This window comes from Pseudomonas sp. R2-7-07, from assembly GCF_003852355.1.
Taxonomy (GTDB): domain Bacteria; phylum Pseudomonadota; class Gammaproteobacteria; order Pseudomonadales; family Pseudomonadaceae; genus Aquipseudomonas.
The window spans coordinates 4,847,615-4,865,720 of record NZ_CP027759.1 but is presented as its reverse complement, the minus strand read 5'-3'; the positions used below and the strand labels follow the sequence as shown (position 1 = coordinate 4,865,720).

The following is an 18,106-nucleotide window of genomic DNA, read 5'->3' as shown; positions in this document are numbered from 1 at the left end:
GCAAGAGCCGGGTCAAATAACCGTGATTAGCCTGATGAGGAGATAATCTGAGAGTCCGAACCAATGGTCTTTCAGTTATCGGCTGATCTCGCGACCAGCTGTGATAATCATAACGATTCTCATTTGAGAGTCAACAACATTCCCCTACTTTTCTCAAAAATCCTGAAAATACTACTGGATTGATCGGCGAATCTACGTCTTCTGGCGCGTTGAGAGCGCCTCCAACTGTAGGTTCAACGCCTCTTTGCGCTCCGTGGGAATGTCATTCCAATGCACGTCCATCAATGCGCCTTCAATCGCATACAGCAACACTTTTGATGCCCGGAACCCGCGAGTTCGCACGGCTCGGTAAGCATCGACCGCGCCCAGGCGGCGCAGGTCGGACGCGCTGTGGATGCCCGCTGCATGCAGCCACTGCGCCGACGTCTTGCCAAGATTCTTCAGGTGTTGCAGCTCATCGTTCATCGAGCCTCCTTGCGACGGCCGAATGGTGCGGTGGGTATCGTGACCAGGCAAGCCTGAAAATGAGTGTAGCGCTCAGTAGGAAAAGCGTGATTCTTTGCTCGAGAACGGCTGAAAAGCTTATAAGAATGACGCTGCATGCCAGGCACGGGAAAACGCCCGGCGAGCTTGAAAGCAGCCGGGAGCCGGAGTCTTGAGGTTATTTGGTGCGGTAACGCAGGCGGGTACCGAAATTCACCGACATCAGAATCTCGTCAGCCGTCAGGTCGGGTGAGAAGTAAGTACCGGAAATCTGCGCATGGGCCAGGCTGGCGCCTTCCAGTGAACACTCGCGCAAATCCAGCCCGCGCAGGTCGGCGGAGCGGAAATAGGCGTCGGTAAAGTCGATCCCCGCAGCGTTCAGCTCGCGCAGGTCCAACCCTCGGAAGTCGCCGCCGCGCATGTCGATAACGCCGCTTTCGGGGCGCTCCTGATTGAAGCCCCGGATGTCGTCCTTGTGCAGGAGCGCGTAGAGCGGGGTATCAAGAAGCTTGGGCTGACTCATGACGGCGACTCCTGTTGGTATTATGGCGCCATTATAGTGCCACTATTGCAGGGTCGTGCGCCAAAGTAGACGACACGACCAAGAAATATTTCTTACAGGCCGGGCAAGCGTTGACGAATATGCCCGACCAATGCATCGAGCGTCCCGCTTTCATTGGTCTCGACGCGTTTACTCAACAGCAGCTCTTGAGCGGTCAGCGGGTCACGACTGGCGTTTTGTTCTTCAATAACCAGCAACGTTGCGTCGGACGGATCGTTTTTATCTGCCTGACGTTGTGCCAGCCAACTGGCGATGACGGCCTGAGGGGCATTGCAATCCAGAATCAGGAACGGGGCGCCGGTGGCTTCGGCAACCCGGGCCGCCGCGTCACGTTGTGCGCGTTTGAGGAAGGTGGCATCCAGCACCACCGGGAAACCGGCGCGCAGCACGGTGTCGGCCATTTCATTCAGGCGTGTGTACGTCGCAGCGCTGGCGTCCTCGCTGTAGATGCCGGCTTGCGGGGTGTTTTCGACCTGCTGCTCGCCAAACAGGCGCTTGCGTTCCACGTCCGAGCGTAGGCGAACAGCGCCTAAGGCCTCGACCAGGCGCATGGCTACATGGCTTTTGCCCACGGCCGAAACCCCATGGGTGATGGCCAGGAAGCGCGACGGAATCGTGCTGTAGCTTTCCGCCAGATTGGCATAATTACGGTACTGGCGCAGGGTGGTGGCACGTTGCACCGGGTCGGCTTCGCTCGGCATGCTGAACAGCGCAACTTTCGCCCGCACCAGTGCGCGATAAGCCTTGTAGAAATTCAGCAACTCCAGCCCCTGGTAATCGCCGGTCAGTTCCAGGTACTGGCTGATAAACCGGCGTGCCAGGCATTTGAGGCCACGGTCTTCCAGGTCCATCGCCAGGAATGCGGTGTCGGCGTACACGTCGGTAAAGCGGAACGGCTCGTTGAATTCGATGCAGTCGAAGATTACTACATGACCATCGATCAGCGTGGCATTACCCAGGTGGATATCACCATGGCATTCACGGGTAAAACCGTTGAGCTTGCGCTGCTCCAGCAATGGCTTGAGGCGTTCGAAGCTGCTTTGCGCCCAGGCTTGCAGGGCTTCCAGTTGAATGAGGTCGGCCTTGTCACTCAGGAACGGGCGGATCTGTTCGAAGTTCTGGCGGACCGGTGCCATCACTTCTTCCGGAGTGCCCGCCGGGTGCTCTTGCGCGACTTTGGGCGCGTTGAGGTGGAAGTGCGCAATCTGCCTGGCCATTTCGTCTATGTGCGCGCTGGTGAGTTCACCGTTGGCTTGCAAGGTGCTCAGCATCTGGCTTTGCGGGAACTGACGCATTTTCAGCGCGTACTCGATCACCGGGCCGTCGCCCGCCAATTGCGGTGCGTCGGCGGTGCCGGTAATTGGCAACACTTCAAGATACAAATCTTCGGTCAGGCGCTGGTTGAGGCGCAGTTCTTCGTTGCAGAAATGGCCGCGCTTTTCCAGGTCGGTGAAATCGAGGAAGCCGAAGTTCATCGGTTTCTTCAGTTTATAAGCATAGGGACCGGTCAGGATCACCCAGGAAATATGGGTTTCAATGACTTGAAACGCTTCCACCGGATGCGGGTACAAAGCCGGGTTTTGCAGGGCGGCAATCAGGGACTGGCTCACGGGCGATCCTTCAAAGTCTGGGAGAAATCATGGCAAGCATTATGGCCGCTACGGGCGGTCGTGCAAACCGCTGTCCGGCTCATGTTGATCGTTAATAAAGTGCGTATAATCCGCCGCCATGACTCGAACCCGATCTCCCCGTTCCCGTAAAAAACCTCCTTCGCGCAGCCTGCGCCCGTGGCTGGGCTGGGCGCTCAAGCTCGGCCTGGTTGGCCTTGTGGCGCTCGCCGGCGTGGCGGTGTATCTCGACGCCGTGGTCCAGGAGAAGTTCTCCGGCAAGCGCTGGACCATCCCGGCCAAGGTGTACGCACGCCCGCTGGAATTGTTCGCCGGCCAGAAGTTGAGCAAGGAGGACTTCCTCACCGAACTCGATGCGCTGGGCTATCGCCGCGAACCTGTGAGCAACGGCCCGGGCGCGGCGGCCGTCAGCGGCAATACTGTCGACCTGAACACCCGCGGCTTCCAGTTCTACGAAGGCCTGGAAAAAGCCCAGCCGGTACGCGTGCGTTTTTCCGGCGATTACGTGGCTGAGTTGTCGTCGCTCAACGGCGCCAAGCTGCCAGTGGTACGCCTTGAGCCGCTGATGATCGGTGGTATCTACCCGAAGAATCTTGAAGACCGGATCCTGATCAAGCTCGATCAGGCGCCGCCGTATCTGCTGGAAACCCTGGTAGCAGTAGAAGACCGCGACTTCTACAGCCACTGGGGCGTCTCGCCCAAATCGATTGCCCGCGCGGTGTGGGTCAATACTTCCGGCGGCAAGATGACCCAGGGCGGCAGCACGCTCACCCAGCAATTGGTGAAGAACTTCTACCTGACCAATGAGCGCAGCCTCACCCGCAAGCTCACCGAAGCCATGATGGCGATGCTGCTGGAGTTGCATTACAGCAAGCAGGAAATCCTCGAGGCGTACCTCAACGAAGTCTTCGTCGGCCAGGATGGTCAGCGCGCGGTGCACGGTTTCGGCCTGGCCAGCCAGTTCTTCTTCGGGCAGCCGTTGTCCGAATTGAAGCTGCACCAGGTCGCGTTGCTGGTCGGGATGGTCAAGGGCCCGTCCTATTACAACCCGCGTCGCAACCCTGAGCGTGCGCTCGAGCGCCGCAACCTGGTACTCGATGTATTGGAACAGCAGGGCGTCGCCACGGCCGAGCAGGTCGCGGCCGCGAAGAAAATGCCGCTGGGTGTCACCACCCGCGGCAAGCTGGCAGATAGCTCATTCCCCGGCTTTATCGACCTGGTCAAACGCCAACTGCGCGAGGACTATCGCGACGAAGACTTGACCGAGGAAGGCCTGCGAATCTTCACCAGCTTCGACCCCATCCTGCAGATGAAAGCCGAAGCGTCGGTCAATGACACCTTCAAGCGCCTGACAGGCCGCAAAGGCTCCGATGAAGTAGAAGCCGCGATGGTGGTGACCAACCCGGAAACCGGCGAGGTCCAGGCCATGATCGGTAGCCGTCAGGCCAGCTTCGCCGGGTTCAACCGCGCGCTGGATGCCGTGCGCCCGATCGGCTCGCTGGTCAAGCCGGCGGTTTACCTGACCGCCCTGGAAAAACCGAGCAAGTACACGCTGACCAGTTGGCTGTCGGATGACCCGCTGTCGATCAAAGGCGCCGATGGCCAGGTGTGGACGCCGAAGAACTTCGACCGCCGCTCCCACGGCACCGTGTTCCTGTATCAGGGGCTGGCGCATTCCTACAACATCTCGACATCGCGCCTAGGGCTGGAAGTCGGTGTGCCGAATGTGCTGAAAACCCTGGCGCGACTGGGTATCGAGCGCGAGTTCCCGGCGTTCCCCTCGATGTTGCTGGGTGCGGCGGCCATGAGCCCGATGGAAGTGGCCACCATGTACCAGACCTTGGCCAACGGTGGCTTTAATACGCCGATGCGCGGTATTCGCAGCGTGTTGACCGCCGAGGGCGAACCGCTCAAGCGCTACCCGTTCCAGATCCAGCAACGCTTCGACGCGGGCTCCATCTACCTGATCCAGAACGCCATGCAGCGCGTGATGCGTGAAGGTACCGGGCGCTCGGTCTACAGCGTGCTGCCGTCGAACCTGACGCTGGCGGGCAAGACCGGCACCAGTAACGATTCGCGCGACAGTTGGTTCGCAGGTTTTGGCCAGGACGTATTGGCCGTGGTGTGGCTGGGCCGTGACGACAATGGCAAGACGCCATTCACCGGAGCGACCGGTGCGCTGCAGGTCTGGACCAGCTTCATGCGCAAGGCAGACCCGTTGCCACTCAACATGCCGCAGCCGGACAATATCGTGCAGGCCTGGATTGATCCGCACACGGGCCAGGGTTCGGATGCCAACTGCCCGGGAGCGGTGCAGATGCCGTATATTCGCGGCAGCGAGCCACCAGCCGGTGCCGCATGCGGGGGCAGCGCCCCTGCTGACGCGGACTCGGTGATGGATTGGGTCAAGGGCTGGATGAATTAAGCAAAGAGGGTTTCAAGTGAACAAGTTGTGGATTCCAGCGATTACCGTTCTGGCTTTGCTCGGCGGTTGCTCCAGCGTGCAACGCGGCTCGATTCCGGTGGTGGATTCGAGTACCAACGTCTCCAATAATGACCGGATTTCGGCCAATGGCGGGTTTCGTCAAACCGTGACCAACCGCCCGGCACAGGCCAAGCCTCAGGCAATGCCACAGGATTCGGGCGTGGTGGTGATGGTGCCTGGCAGTGGCGCTGCAACCGCGGCCCCGATCAGCGCCGAACCCTGGACACCAGGCCCAGGCACTTCGGCGCCGATCGATTCCACGCCGATCCAGACGGCGCCGGTCAACCAGGGCGCTTACACCATGCCATCGACGCCGAGCGGTATTCCTTCGTCGTCCAGTGCCGGCGGCCTGTCGGCTGACGAACAACTGGATGGCCCGGTACTGGCGCTGCTCACCACCGCCCAGCAACAGCAGGCCGGTGGTGATCTCAATGGCGCGTCGTCGAGCCTCGAGCGTGCTCAACGCGTTGCTCCTCGCGAACCACAAGTGTTGTATCGCCTGGCCCAGGTGCGCCTGGCCCAGGGTGATGCGCCGCAAGCCGAGCAGTTCGCTCGCCGTGGTTTGACCCTGGCCAACGGTCGCCCCGACCTGCAAGCCAGCCTGTGGGGGTTGATCGGTGACGCGCGTGCCGCCCAGGGCGACGCTGCCGGCGCTGCCCAGGCTCGGGCAAAAGCCAAGGTCAGCCTCTGATGGATGGGCGGTTCCCGGCGATTGCCGAGCAGTTGTTATTGATCGAGCGAGAGTTGCGCGTGCAGGGCTGGTGGGACGCAGTGCCCCCCAGCGCCGAGGCGCTTAGCAGCGTCGAGCCTTTTTCGGTCGACACATTGGATTTTCACCAATGGCTGCAATGGATATTCCTGGTACGCATGAAGCAGATCCTCGAACAGGATCTGCCTTTGCCCAATGCTTCCGGCATTCTGGAAATGGCCGAAATGGTCTACGCCGACCGTCCGCGAGAGAGCCTTGGCTTGCGTAATGCGCTGAAAAAGTTCGACCAACTGATCGCTGACGCTGGTTAATTGCCTGACTGTCGGTTTTTCCGGCAGTCTTGCGCATATTTCTACCGCTTGACGACATTCAGGCGAGTTTTATCCCTCCTCACAGGCCTTTCTTCTACGTTCTCATGCGCTTAGTCGGAAAAAAGCGCAATTATTGCTTGACTTGAAGGGCCTGAAACAGAAGAATCCAAAGTCCGCTGTATCGGGACTGCCAGAAGCAGTCCCGCTCGGCAGATCATGAGGCGCACACCCGCGCCGACCTGTAACACCCGCAACGCGTTACCTCGCGCTGGGTGGGAAAAGCCCGCAACACTTGGGACGATCCCAATACTTGCTCAGTCAGTGCTGACGTAGTCGGCGACCACCGTCGCTCATGCTCTGTTGAGAAGTAAACCTATTAAGACCCGTCGGTTTTTAACGGACGGTATTCTGGCGTTTTAGAGGTGAACAACGTGGAGCTTTTATCTGGCGGTGAGATGCTCGTCCGCTTTTTGCGTGACGAAGGCGTCGACTATATCTACGGGTACCCAGGTGGTGCTCTGCTGCATGTCTACGACGCACTGTTCAAGGAACCGGCTGTTACCCACATCCTGGTTCGCCACGAACAGGCCGCAACCCATATGGCTGACGGTTATGCCCGTGCCACCGGTAAAGCCGGCGTGGTACTGGTAACGTCCGGCCCAGGCGCAACCAATGCCATCACTGGCATCGCGACTGCTTATATGGACTCCATTCCCATGGTGATCATTTCCGGCCAGGTCGCCAGCACCATGGTCGGTACCGACGCGTTCCAGGAAACCGACATGATCGGTATCTCCCGCCCGATCGTGAAACACAGCTTCATGATCAAGCACGCGTCGGAAATTCCGGAAATCATGAAAAAGGCGTTCTACCTCGCACAATCCGGTCGCCCGGGCCCTGTCGTGGTGGATATTCCCAAGGACATGACCAACCCGGCCGAGAAATTCGAATACATTTTCCCGAAGAAAGCCAAGCTGCGCTCCTACAGCCCGGCCGTGCGTGGGCACTCGGGACAAATCCGCAAGGCGGCGGAAATGCTTCTCGCGGCCAAGCGCCCGGTGCTGTACTCCGGCGGCGGCGTGATTCTGGGGGGCGGCTCCGCACCGCTCACAGAATTGGCCAAGCTGCTCAACCTGCCGGTCACCAATACCTTGATGGGTCTTGGCGCATTCCCGGGCTCGGACCGTCAGTTCGTCGGCATGCTCGGCATGCACGGCAGCTACACCGCCAACCTCGCCATGCACCACGCCGATGTGATTCTGGCGGTCGGCGCACGGTTCGATGACCGCGTGATCAACGGCGCGAGCAAGTTCTGCCCGAATGCCAAGATCATCCATATCGACATCGATCCGGCGTCCATCTCCAAGACCATCAAGGCCGACGTGCCGATCGTGGGTCCGGTGGAAAGTGTGTTGACCGAAATGGTCGCCGCGCTCAAGGACATCGGCGAAACGCCGAACAAGGAATCCGTTGCCAGCTGGTGGAAGCAGATCGACGAATGGCGCGGTGATCGCGGGCTGTTCCCGTACGACAAGGGCGACGGCAGCATCATCAAGCCACAAACCGTGATCGAAACCCTGTGCGAAGTGACCAAGGGCGATGCCTTTGTGACCTCCGACGTGGGCCAGCACCAGATGTTCGCCGCGCAGTACTACAAGTTCGACAAGCCTAACCGCTGGATCAACTCCGGTGGCCTGGGCACGATGGGCTTTGGTTTTCCGGCGGCCATGGGCGTAAAGCTGAGCTTTCCGGATGCCGACGTTGCCTGCGTGACTGGTGAAGGCAGCATCCAGATGAACATCCAGGAACTGTCAACGTGCCTGCAATACGGCCTTCCGGTGAAGATCGTCTGCCTGAACAACGGCGTGCTGGGCATGGTTCGCCAGTGGCAGGACATGAGCTACGGTAGCCGTCACTCCCACTCCTACATGGAATCGTTGCCGGATTTCGTCAAATTGGTTGAAGCCTATGGCCACGTCGGCATGCGCATCACCGATCTGAAAGATCTGAAGCCGAAAATGGAAGAGGCGTTCGCCATGAAGGACCGCCTGGTGTTCATCGATATTCAGGTGGATACCAGCGAGCACGTCTACCCGATGCAGATCAAAGACGGCTCTATGCGCGACATGTGGCTGAACAAGACGGAGCGTACTTAATCATGCGGCACATTATCTCCCTGCTTCTGGAGAACGAACCCGGCGCTCTGTCTCGTGTTGTCGGCCTGTTTTCGCAACGCAACTACAACATCGAAAGCCTGACCGTGGCCCCGACCGAAGACCCGACCCTGTCGCGCCTGACGTTGACCACCGTGGGCCACGATGAGGTGATCGAGCAGATCACCAAGAACCTCAACAAGCTGATCGAAGTGGTCAAGCTGGTCGACCTGTCGGAAAGTGCCCACATCGAGCGTGAGCTGATGCTGGTCAAGGTCAAGGCCACGGGTGCCCAGCGTGCCGAGATCAAGCGCACTACCGATATTTATCGCGGGCAGATCGTCGATGTGAGCGCCAGCGTTTATACCGTTCAACTGACCGGTACGAGCGACAAGCTGGACAGCTTCATCCAGTCGATCGGGACGGCCTCGATTCTGGAAACCGTACGCAGTGGTGTCACCGGGATTGCCCGTGGCGACAAAGTACTCAGCATCTAACCCAATTAGCGAATGGCCTTACGGCCTGGATATATAGAGGAACCTCATGAAAGTTTATTACGATAAAGATTGTGACCTGTCGATCATCCAGGGCAAGAAAGTCGCCATCATCGGTTACGGCTCCCAGGGCCACGCTCAAGCGTGCAACCTGAAAGATTCCGGCGTTGACGTCACCGTTGGCCTGCGCAAAGGCTCGGCGACCGTTGCCAAGGCTGAAGCCCACGGCCTGAAAGTGACTGACGTGGCTTCCGCTGTGGCGGCTGCCGATCTGGTCATGATCCTGACCCCGGACGAATTCCAATCCGCGCTGTACAAAAACGAAATCGAGCCGAACATCAAGAAGGGCGCCACCCTGGCCTTCTCCCACGGCTTCGCGATCCACTACAACCAGGTTGTGCCGCGCGCTGACCTCGACGTGATCATGATTGCGCCGAAGGCTCCGGGCCACACCGTACGTTCCGAGTTCGTCAAGGGCGGCGGTATCCCTGACCTGATCGCGATCTACCAGGACGCTTCGGGCAACGCCAAGAACGTTGCACTGTCCTACGCTGCCGGTGTCGGCGGTGGTCGTACCGGCATCATCGAAACCACCTTCAAGGACGAGACTGAAACCGACCTGTTCGGCGAACAAGCCGTCCTGTGCGGTGGTACCGTTGAGCTGGTGAAAGCCGGTTTCGAAACCCTGGTTGAAGCTGGCTACGCGCCGGAAATGGCCTACTTCGAATGCCTGCACGAACTGAAGCTGATCGTTGACCTCATGTACGAAGGCGGTATTGCCAACATGAACTACTCGATCTCCAACAACGCCGAATACGGCGAGTACGTGACCGGCCCGGAAGTGATCAACGCCGAGTCCCGTCAGGCGATGCGCAACGCCCTGAAACGTATTCAGGACGGCGAATACGCCAAGATGTTCATCAGCGAAGGCGCGACCGGCTACCCTTCGATGACCGCCAAGCGTCGTAACAACGCCGCCCACGGTATCGAAGTCATCGGCGAGCAACTGCGTTCCATGATGCCGTGGATCGGTGCCAACAAGATCGTCGACAAAGCCAAGAACTAAGTCGCACGTATCAAGGGAAAACGCGGCTTCGGCCGCGTTTTTTCGTTTGGGTAAGCGGGTTCTGGTATAAAGCTGCATCGTTTGCGGGCGAACACTCGCCGCAAGTATCTGTCGAATTTTTTTCACACCGTTGCAAGGTAAAGTCCATGAGCGAACGTCCCGAAGAGCCAAGCCAGGCTTCTGACGCCGAAAGCCTGCTGCCAATCGATGAACATGTCGAAGAAGGGCATGACGCGGAAGGCCGCAAGGTCCGGCATCGTGGCATCTATCTGCTGCCCAACCTGTTCACCACGGCGAACCTGTTTGCCGGCTTCTATTCCATCATCAACTCGATGAGTGCCCAGAGCGCATTGGCGGCGGGTGATGCCGTAAGTGCCAGCAAGTACTTCGGTTTTGCTGCCATCGCCATCTTCGTCGCCATGGTGCTTGATGGCCTGGATGGTCGTGTCGCGCGCATGACCAATACTCAAAGCGCCTTCGGTGCCGAGTACGACTCGTTGTCGGACATGGTTGCCTTTGGTGTCGCCCCGGCGTTGCTGGCGTTTGCCTGGGCTCTGGGTGACATGGGTAAGGTCGGCTGGATGGTGGCCTTCATCTATGTGGCGGGTGCGGCGTTGCGTCTGGCGCGCTTCAACACTCAGGTCGGTACTGCCGACAAGCGCTACTTTATTGGCCTGGCCAGCCCAGCTGCGGCGGGCGTGGTGGCGGGTATCGTCTGGGCGTTCAGTGACTACGGCATCCAGGGTTCGAAGATGTCGTTCCTGGTCGCCTTGATGGTTGCGGCGGCCGGCATGCTGATGGTCAGCAACATCAAGTACAACAGCTTCAAGGAGTTCGACCTCAAGGGGCGTGTGCCTTTCGTGGCGATTCTAGTGGTGGTGCTGGTGTTTGCGGTGGTGTTCAGCGACCCGCCGAGAATTCTATTGTTAGCTTTCTTGGCCTACGCCGCTTCCGGGCCGGTGCAGTACCTGCTGCATCTTCGCCGGGACAAAACATTGTCTTAATGTAATTTCCCCCATACTCCGCAGTCTATTGGTGCACCTGTCCTCCAATGCTGCGGAGTTGCCATGTTAATCAAGATCCCCAAAGCGTCCGATTGCCACGAATCGGATGTCACGCCTGAATCGTTCTACCTCTCTCGCCGCAGCTTGCTCGGTGGTGCGCTTGCCGGTATCGCCGCGAGCAGCTTGCCACGTTGGGCCAGTGCCGAAGAGGCGGCACGTTATGCCGATGTCGAGCCGGGCAGGGCGCCTGACTGGTTTACGCAAAAGCTTCCAGGCACCAAGTGGCAGGCTGTGACGGTCAAGGGCGAGGCCATCACGCCGTTCAAGGATGCAACCCACTACAACAACTTCTACGAGTTCGGCACAGACAAGGGCGATCCGGCGGCAAATGCGGGTTCGCTCAAGACTGAGCCCTGGAGTGTTGTGATTGATGGTGAAGTTGCGAAGCCGGGGCGCTACGCCTTGGAAGACTTCATGAAACCTTACGAATTGGAAGAGCGCATCTACCGGCTGCGCTGCGTCGAAGCGTGGTCGATGGTGATTCCCTGGATCGGCTTTCCTGTTTCCGCCTTGCTCAAGCAGGTTGAACCTACTTCAAAGGCGAAATTCATCCGCTTCGAAACGCTACAGGACCCGAAGAGCATGCCGGGTCAGCGTTCCAGTTTCGGCTTGATCGACTGGCCTTATATAGAAGGGCTGCGTCTGGACGAGGCGATGAATCCGTTGGCGATCCTTGCCGTGGGTATGTACGGGCGGGAGCTGCCTAACCAGAACGGGGCGCCCCTGCGTTTGGTCGTGCCTTGGAAGTATGGCTTCAAGAGCGTGAAGTCGATTGTGCGGATCAGTCTTGTCAGCGAGCAACCTAAAACGACCTGGCAGAGTATTGCTGCCGATGAGTATGGGTTTTATGCGAATGTGAACCCTACGGTTGACCATCCGCGCTGGACCCAGGCACGGGAGCGTCGTCTACCGAGCGGCCTTTTCAGCCCGAACGTGCGTGAGACGCAGATGTTCAATGGCTACGCGGATGAGGTCGCGGCTCTCTATACAGGTCTCGACCTGAAGAAGAATTACTGATGCGCTATCCGATCTGGCGCATCGGCGTCTTTATAGCCGTCGCTGTCTGGCCGTTGTTCTGGCTCTATGAGGCCTGGAGTTTTGCCCTGGGGCCCGACCCGGGCAAGGTGCTGGTGGATCGCCTGGGGCTGGGCACCTTGATCCTGTTGCTGATCACGCTCGCGATGACACCGCTGCAGAAGCTCAGCGGTTTGGCGGGGTGGATCGCAGTGCGCCGGCAGCTGGGTTTGTGGTGCTTTGCCTATGTGGTGCTGCATCTGGCGGCTTATTGCGTATTTGTCCTCGGGCTTGACTGGTCGCAGCTGGGCGTGGAGTTGCGTAAGCGTCCGTACATAATTGTCGGCGCCTTGGGGTTTTTGTCTCTACTGGTTTTGGCTGTGACCTCCAATCGTTACAGTCAGCGCCAGCTGGGCAGTCGCTGGAAGAAATTGCATCGCCTGGTGTACGTGATTCTAGGGCTCGGTTTGCTGCATATGCTGTGGATAGTGCGGGCTAACCTCAAGGAGTGGGCTATCTATGCTTCCATAGGTGCACTGCTTCTGTTGCTGCGCGTACCGCCAGTGATGCGTCGGATCCCGCGTCTTATTACTAAAAAAGCACCGGCAGCAACAAAAGCGTAATTAACCCTTGACGGCAGATTCTGTGCGCCTATAATTCGCCCCACTTCCGGCGCAGTCGAAACGGAAAACTCCTTGGTAAACAATGAGTTAAGTAGTTTTCGGCGGCAGGTTGCTTCAGTCCATCGAAGCCAAAAGGAAGTTGAAAAAGAGGTGTTGACAGCAGCGTGTAACGCTGTAGAATTCGCCTCCCGCTTACGAGAGATCGCAAGCGCAAGTGGTTGAAGTTGTTGAAGAATTCTTCGAAAACTTCTGAAAATAACCGCTTGACAGCAAATGAGGCTGCTGTAGAATGCGCGCCTCGGTTGAGACGAATAGCTCTTAACCAACCGCTCTTTAACAATTGAATCAAGCAATTCGTGTGGGTGCTTGTGGAGTCAGACTGATAGTCAACAAGATTGTCAGCATCACAAGTTACTCCGCGAGAAATCAAAGATGTAACCAACGATTGCTGAGCCAAGTTTAGGGTTTCTTAAAAACCCAAAGATGTTTGAACTGAAGAGTTTGATCATGGCTCAGATTGAACGCTGGCGGCAGGCCTAACACATGCAAGTCGAGCGGTAGAGAGAAGCTTGCTTCTCTTGAGAGCGGCGGACGGGTGAGTAATGCCTAGGAATCTGCCTGGTAGTGGGGGATAACGTTCGGAAACGGACGCTAATACCGCATACGTCCTACGGGAGAAAGCAGGGGACCTTCGGGCCTTGCGCTATCAGATGAGCCTAGGTCGGATTAGCTAGTTGGTGAGGTAATGGCTCACCAAGGCGACGATCCGTAACTGGTCTGAGAGGATGATCAGTCACACTGGAACTGAGACACGGTCCAGACTCCTACGGGAGGCAGCAGTGGGGAATATTGGACAATGGGCGAAAGCCTGATCCAGCCATGCCGCGTGTGTGAAGAAGGTCTTCGGATTGTAAAGCACTTTAAGTTGGGAGGAAGGGCAGTTACCTAATACGTGATTGTTTTGACGTTACCGACAGAATAAGCACCGGCTAACTCTGTGCCAGCAGCCGCGGTAATACAGAGGGTGCAAGCGTTAATCGGAATTACTGGGCGTAAAGCGCGCGTAGGTGGTTTGTTAAGTTGGATGTGAAATCCCCGGGCTCAACCTGGGAACTGCATTCAAAACTGACTGACTAGAGTGTGGTAGAGGGTGGTGGAATTTCCTGTGTAGCGGTGAAATGCGTAGATATAGGAAGGAACACCAGTGGCGAAGGCGACCACCTGGACCAACACTGACACTGAGGTGCGAAAGCGTGGGGAGCAAACAGGATTAGATACCCTGGTAGTCCACGCCGTAAACGATGTCAACTAGCCGTTGGGAGCCTTGAGCTCTTAGTGGCGCAGCTAACGCATTAAGTTGACCGCCTGGGGAGTACGGCCGCAAGGTTAAAACTCAAATGAATTGACGGGGGCCCGCACAAGCGGTGGAGCATGTGGTTTAATTCGAAGCAACGCGAAGAACCTTACCAGGCCTTGACATCCAATGAACTTTCCAGAGATGGATTGGTGCCTTCGGGAGCATTGAGACAGGTGCTGCATGGCTGTCGTCAGCTCGTGTCGTGAGATGTTGGGTTAAGTCCCGTAACGAGCGCAACCCTTGTCCTTAGTTACCAGCACGTTATGGTGGGCACTCTAAGGAGACTGCCGGTGACAAACCGGAGGAAGGTGGGGATGACGTCAAGTCATCATGGCCCTTACGGCCTGGGCTACACACGTGCTACAATGGTCGGTACAGAGGGTTGCCAAGCCGCGAGGTGGAGCTAATCCCAGAAAACCGATCGTAGTCCGGATCGCAGTCTGCAACTCGACTGCGTGAAGTCGGAATCGCTAGTAATCGCGAATCAGAATGTCGCGGTGAATACGTTCCCGGGCCTTGTACACACCGCCCGTCACACCATGGGAGTGGGTTGCACCAGAAGTAGCTAGTCTAACCTTCGGGAGGACGGTTACCACGGTGTGATTCATGACTGGGGTGAAGTCGTAACAAGGTAGCCGTAGGGGAACCTGCGGCTGGATCACCTCCTTAATCGACGACATCAGCTGCTCCATAAGTTCCCACACGAATTGCTTGATTCATTGAAGAAGACGAAAAGAAGCAGCCCGAAATTGGGTCTGTAGCTCAGTTGGTTAGAGCGCACCCCTGATAAGGGTGAGGTCGGCAGTTCGAATCTGCCCAGACCCACCAATTTTGTGTGGGAAACGCCTGTAGAAATACGGGGCCATAGCTCAGCTGGGAGAGCGCCTGCCTTGCACGCAGGAGGTCAACGGTTCGATCCCGTTTGGCTCCACCACTACTGCTTCTGTTTGTAGAAAGCTTAGAAATGAGCATTCCATCGTTGTGATGGTGAATGTTGATTTCTAGTCTTTGACTAGTTCGTTCTTTAAAAATTTGGGTATGTGATAGAAAGATAGACTGACCGTTACTTTCACTGGTAACGGCTCAGGCTAAGGTAAAATTTGTGAGTCGCTCTTAATTGAGTATGATCGAATTTTCGGCGAATGTTGTCTTCACAGTATAACCAGATTGCTTGGGGTTATATGGTCAAGTGAAGAAGCGCATACGGTGGATGCCTTGGCAGTCAGAGGCGATGAAAGACGTGGTAGCCTGCGAAAAGCTTCGGGGAGTCGGCAAACAGACTTTGATCCGGAGATGTCTGAATGGGGGAACCCAGCCATCATAAGATGGTTACCTTACACTGAATACATAGGTGTATGGAGCGAACCAGGGGAACTGAAACATCTAAGTACCCTGAGGAAAAGAAATCAACCGAGATTCCCTTAGTAGTGGCGAGCGAACGGGGACTAGCCCTTAAGTGGCTTTGAGATTAGCGGAACGCTCTGGAAAGTGCGGCCATAGTGGGTGATAGCCCTGTACGCGAAAATCTCTTAGTCATGAAATCGAGTAGGACGGAGCACGAGAAACTTTGTCTGAATATGGGGGGACCATCCTCCAAGGCTAAATACTACTGACTGACCGATAGTGAACTAGTACCGTGAGGGAAAGGCGAAAAGAACCCCGGAGAGGGGAGTGAAATAGATCCTGAAACCGTATGCGTACAAGCAGTGGGAGCCCACTTTGTTGGGTGACTGCGTACCTTTTGTATAATGGGTCAGCGACTTATTTTCAGTGGCGAGCTTAACCGAATAGGGGAGGCGTAGCGAAAGCGAGTCTTAATAGGGCGTCTAGTCGCTGGGAATAGACCCGAAACCGGGCGATCTATCCATGGGCAGGTTGAAGGTTGGGTAACACTAACTGGAGGACCGAACCGACTACCGTTGAAAAGTTAGCGGATGACCTGTGGATCGGAGTGAAAGGCTAATCAAGCTCGGAGATAGCTGGTTCTCCTCGAAAGCTATTTAGGTAGCGCCTCATGTATCACTGTAGGGGGTAGAGCACTGTTTCGGCTAGGGGGTCATCCCGACTTACCAAACCGATGCAAACTCCGAATACCTACAAGTGCCGAGCATGGGAGACACACGGCGGGTGCTAACGTCCGTCGTGAAAAGGGAAACAACCCAGACCGTCAGCTAAGGTCCCAAAGTTATGGTTAAGTGGGAAACGATGTGGGAAGGCTTAGACAGCTAGGAGGTTGGCTTAGAAGCAGCCACCCTTTAAAGAAAGCGTAATAGCTCACTAGTCGAGTCGGCCTGCGCGGAAGATGTAACGGGGCTCAAACCATACACCGAAGCTACGGGTATCACGTAAGTGATGCGGTAGAGGAGCGTTCTGTAAGCCTGTGAAGGTGAGTTGAGAAGCTTGCTGGAGGTATCAGAAGTGCGAATGCTGACATGAGTAACGACAATGGGTGTGAAAAACACCCACGCCGAAAGACCAAGGTTTCCTGCGCAACGTTAATCGACGCAGGGTTAGTCGGTCCCTAAGGCGAGGCTGAAAAGCGTAGTCGATGGAAAACAGGTTAATATTCCTGTACTTCTGGTTATTGCGATGGAGGGACGGAGAAGGCTAGGCCAGCTTGGCGTTGGTTGTCCAAGTTTAAGGTGGTAGGCTGGAATCTTAGGTAAATCCGGGATTCTAAGGCCGAGAGCTGATGACGAGTTGTCTTTTAGACGACGAAGTGGTTGATGCCATGCTTCCAAGAAAAGCTTCTAAGCTTCAGGTAACCAGGAACCGTACCCCAAACCGACACAGGTGGTTGGGTAGAGAATACCAAGGCGCTTGAGAGAACTCGGGTGAAGGAACTAGGCAAAATGGCACCGTAACTTCGGGAGAAGGTGCGCCGGTGAGGGTGAAGGACTTGCTCCGTAAGCTCATGCCGGTCGAAGATACCAGGCCGCTGCGACTGTTTATTAAAAACACAGCACTCTGCAAACACGAAAGTGGACGTATAGGGTGTGACGCCTGCCCGGTGCCGGAAGGTTAATTGATGGGGTTAGCTAACGCGAAGCTCTTGATCGAAGCCCCGGTAAACGGCGGCCGTAACTATAACGGTCCTAAGGTAGCGAAATTCCTTGTCGGGTAAGTTCCGACCTGCACGAATGGCGTAACGATGGCGGCGCTGTCTCCACCCGAGACTCAGTGAAATTGAAATCGCTGTGAAGATGCAGTGTATCCGCGGCTAGACGGAAAGACCCCGTGAACCTTTACTATAGCTTTGCACTGGACTTTGAATTTGCTTGTGTAGGATAGGTGGGAGGCTTTGAAGCGTGGACGCCAGTTCGCGTGGAGCCAACCTTGAAATACCACCCTGGCAACTTTGAGGTTCTAACTCAGGTCCGTTATCCGGATCGAGGACAGTGTATGGTGGGTAGTTTGACTGGGGCGGTCTCCTCCTAAAGAGTAACGGAGGAGTACGAAGGTGCGCTCAGACCGGTCGGAAATCGGTCGTAGAGTATAAAGGCAAAAGCGCGCTTGACTGCGAGACAGACACGTCGAGCAGGTACGAAAGTAGGTCTTAGTGATCCGGTGGTTCTGTATGGAAGGGCCATCGCTCAACGGATAAAAGGTACTCCGGGGATAACAGGCTGATACCGCCCAAGAGTTCATATCGACGGCGGTGTTTGGCACCTCGATGTCGGCTCATCACATCCTGGGGCTGAAGCCGGTCCCAAGGGTATGGCTGTTCGCCATTTAAAGTGGTACGCGAGCTGGGTTTAGAACGTCGTGAGACAGTTCGGTCCCTATCTGCCGTGGACGTTTGAGATTTGAGAGGGGCTGCTCCTAGTACGAGAGGACCGGAGTGGACGAACCTCTGGTGTTCCGGTTGTCACGCCAGTGGCATTGCCGGGTAGCTATGTTCGGAATAGATAACCGCTGAAAGCATCTAAGCGGGAAACTAGCCTCAAGATGAGATCTCACTGGGACCTTGAGTCCCCTGAAGGGCCGTCGAAGACTACGACGTTGATAGGTTGGGTGTGTAAGCGCTGTGAGGCGTTGAGCTAACCAATACTAATTGCCCGTGAGGCTTGACCATATAACACCCAAGCAATTTGCGTCGGCTCTTTAATCCAGAGCAACCAGATTGCGGTGTGTGAAGACGCAATGAACCGAAAGTT

The 18,106-nt window shown here is 56.6% G+C and carries 12 protein-coding genes, 2 tRNA genes and 2 rRNA genes; 13 read left to right on the top strand and 3 right to left on the bottom strand.

Annotated features, from left to right (window positions below; genetic code table 11):
• Window positions 1-192 precede the first annotated feature (192 nt).
• The 3 genes from C4J86_RS22300 to C4J86_RS22290 all read right to left on the bottom strand — a co-directional run bounded on the left by C4J86_RS22300 (window position 193) and on the right by C4J86_RS22290 (window position 2,655).
• On the bottom strand, window positions 193-465 hold the full coding sequence (locus tag C4J86_RS22300; protein ID WP_124371879.1) for a TfoX/Sxy family protein: 273 nt from the start codon (window positions 463-465) through the stop codon (window positions 193-195).
• A 196-nt stretch (window positions 466-661) separates the two neighbouring features.
• The gene (locus tag C4J86_RS22295) at window positions 662-1,006 is read right to left on the bottom strand and encodes a pentapeptide repeat-containing protein (protein ID WP_124371878.1); all 345 of its coding nucleotides are present in this window, start codon (window positions 1,004-1,006) and stop codon (window positions 662-664) included.
• A 92-nt stretch (window positions 1,007-1,098) separates the two neighbouring features.
• Complete coding sequence (locus C4J86_RS22290; RefSeq protein ID WP_124371877.1) at window positions 1,099-2,655, bottom strand: bifunctional aminoglycoside phosphotransferase/ATP-binding protein; 1,557 nt, start codon at window positions 2,653-2,655, stop codon at window positions 1,099-1,101.
• A gap of 118 nt (window positions 2,656-2,773) precedes the next feature.
• On the opposite strand from C4J86_RS22290, the gene mrcB reads away from it, so the two are divergent.
• From mrcB to C4J86_RS22220, 13 genes are all read left to right on the top strand, one after another.
• Window positions 2,774-5,098 carry a penicillin-binding protein 1B gene (mrcB, locus tag C4J86_RS22285; RefSeq protein ID WP_124368359.1) on the top strand — a complete coding sequence of 775 codons (2,325 nt, stop codon included), beginning with the start codon at window positions 2,774-2,776 and terminating at the stop codon, window positions 5,096-5,098.
• 16 nt (window positions 5,099-5,114) lie between these two features.
• On the top strand, window positions 5,115-5,849 hold the full coding sequence (locus C4J86_RS22280) for a M48 family metallopeptidase (RefSeq protein WP_124371876.1): 735 nt from the start codon (window positions 5,115-5,117) through the stop codon (window positions 5,847-5,849).
• A complete protein-coding gene (locus C4J86_RS22275) occupies window positions 5,849-6,178 on the top strand; it encodes a YqcC family protein (RefSeq protein WP_124371875.1) in 330 nt (109 codons plus the stop codon). Before C4J86_RS22280 ends, C4J86_RS22275 begins: the two co-directional genes overlap by 1 nt.
• A gap of 431 nt (window positions 6,179-6,609) precedes the next feature.
• The gene (locus tag C4J86_RS22270) at window positions 6,610-8,334 is read left to right on the top strand and encodes an acetolactate synthase 3 large subunit (RefSeq protein WP_124364410.1); all 1,725 of its coding nucleotides are present in this window, start codon (window positions 6,610-6,612) and stop codon (window positions 8,332-8,334) included.
• 2 nt (window positions 8,335-8,336) lie between these two features.
• Window positions 8,337-8,828, top strand: coding sequence for an acetolactate synthase small subunit (ilvN, locus tag C4J86_RS22265; protein WP_003176102.1), 492 nt, complete (start codon window positions 8,337-8,339; stop codon window positions 8,826-8,828).
• Between the two features lie 46 nt (window positions 8,829-8,874).
• Window positions 8,875-9,891 carry a ketol-acid reductoisomerase gene (gene ilvC, locus C4J86_RS22260; RefSeq protein WP_003176099.1) on the top strand — a complete coding sequence of 339 codons (1,017 nt, stop codon included), beginning with the start codon at window positions 8,875-8,877 and terminating at the stop codon, window positions 9,889-9,891.
• Between the two features lie 146 nt (window positions 9,892-10,037).
• Window positions 10,038-10,895 (top strand): CDP-diacylglycerol--serine O-phosphatidyltransferase, encoded by an 858-nt coding sequence (pssA, locus tag C4J86_RS22255; protein WP_124371874.1) that lies wholly within the window; start codon window positions 10,038-10,040, stop codon window positions 10,893-10,895.
• A gap of 63 nt (window positions 10,896-10,958) precedes the next feature.
• Window positions 10,959-11,972, top strand: coding sequence for a protein-methionine-sulfoxide reductase catalytic subunit MsrP (msrP, locus tag C4J86_RS22250; protein WP_124371873.1), 1,014 nt, complete (start codon window positions 10,959-10,961; stop codon window positions 11,970-11,972).
• Window positions 11,972-12,592: a protein-methionine-sulfoxide reductase heme-binding subunit MsrQ gene (msrQ, locus tag C4J86_RS22245; RefSeq protein ID WP_124371872.1), complete on the top strand. Its 621-nt coding sequence runs from the start codon at window positions 11,972-11,974 to the stop codon at window positions 12,590-12,592. The genes msrP and msrQ overlap by 1 nt, the downstream gene beginning before the upstream one ends.
• A 489-nt stretch (window positions 12,593-13,081) precedes the next feature.
• Window positions 13,082-14,618, top strand: a 16S ribosomal RNA gene (locus tag C4J86_RS22235).
• 82 nt (window positions 14,619-14,700) lie between these two features.
• Window positions 14,701-14,777, top strand: a tRNA-Ile gene (locus tag C4J86_RS22230).
• A gap of 30 nt (window positions 14,778-14,807) precedes the next feature.
• A tRNA-Ala gene (locus C4J86_RS22225) sits at window positions 14,808-14,883 on the top strand.
• A 249-nt stretch (window positions 14,884-15,132) separates the two neighbouring features.
• Window positions 15,133-18,024, top strand: a 23S ribosomal RNA gene (locus tag C4J86_RS22220).
• Together the 16S and 23S rRNA genes with 2 tRNA genes alongside form the textbook arrangement of a ribosomal RNA operon.
• Window positions 18,025-18,106: the final 82 nt, after the last annotated feature.

What these genes read in the sequence shown, in the direction of transcription:
- ilvN (WP_003176102.1), top strand. Translation starts at nt 8,337, where the DNA reads ATGCGGCACATTATCTCCCTGCTTCTGGAGAACGAACCCGGCGCTCTG.
- ilvC (WP_003176099.1), top strand. Translation starts at nt 8,875, where the DNA reads ATGAAAGTTTATTACGATAAAGATTGTGACCTGTCGATCATCCAGGGC.
- mrcB (WP_124368359.1), top strand. Translation starts at nt 2,774, where the DNA reads ATGACTCGAACCCGATCTCCCCGTTCCCGTAAAAAACCTCCTTCGCGC.
- C4J86_RS22275 (WP_124371875.1), top strand. Translation starts at nt 5,849, where the DNA reads ATGGATGGGCGGTTCCCGGCGATTGCCGAGCAGTTGTTATTGATCGAG.
- pssA (WP_124371874.1), top strand. Translation starts at nt 10,038, where the DNA reads ATGAGCGAACGTCCCGAAGAGCCAAGCCAGGCTTCTGACGCCGAAAGC.
- msrQ (WP_124371872.1), top strand. Translation starts at nt 11,972, where the DNA reads ATGCGCTATCCGATCTGGCGCATCGGCGTCTTTATAGCCGTCGCTGTC.
- C4J86_RS22300 (WP_124371879.1), bottom strand. Translation starts at nt 465, where the DNA reads ATGAACGATGAGCTGCAACACCTGAAGAATCTTGGCAAGACGTCGGCG.
- msrP (WP_124371873.1), top strand. Translation starts at nt 10,959, where the DNA reads ATGTTAATCAAGATCCCCAAAGCGTCCGATTGCCACGAATCGGATGTC.
- C4J86_RS22295 (WP_124371878.1), bottom strand. Translation starts at nt 1,006, where the DNA reads ATGAGTCAGCCCAAGCTTCTTGATACCCCGCTCTACGCGCTCCTGCAC.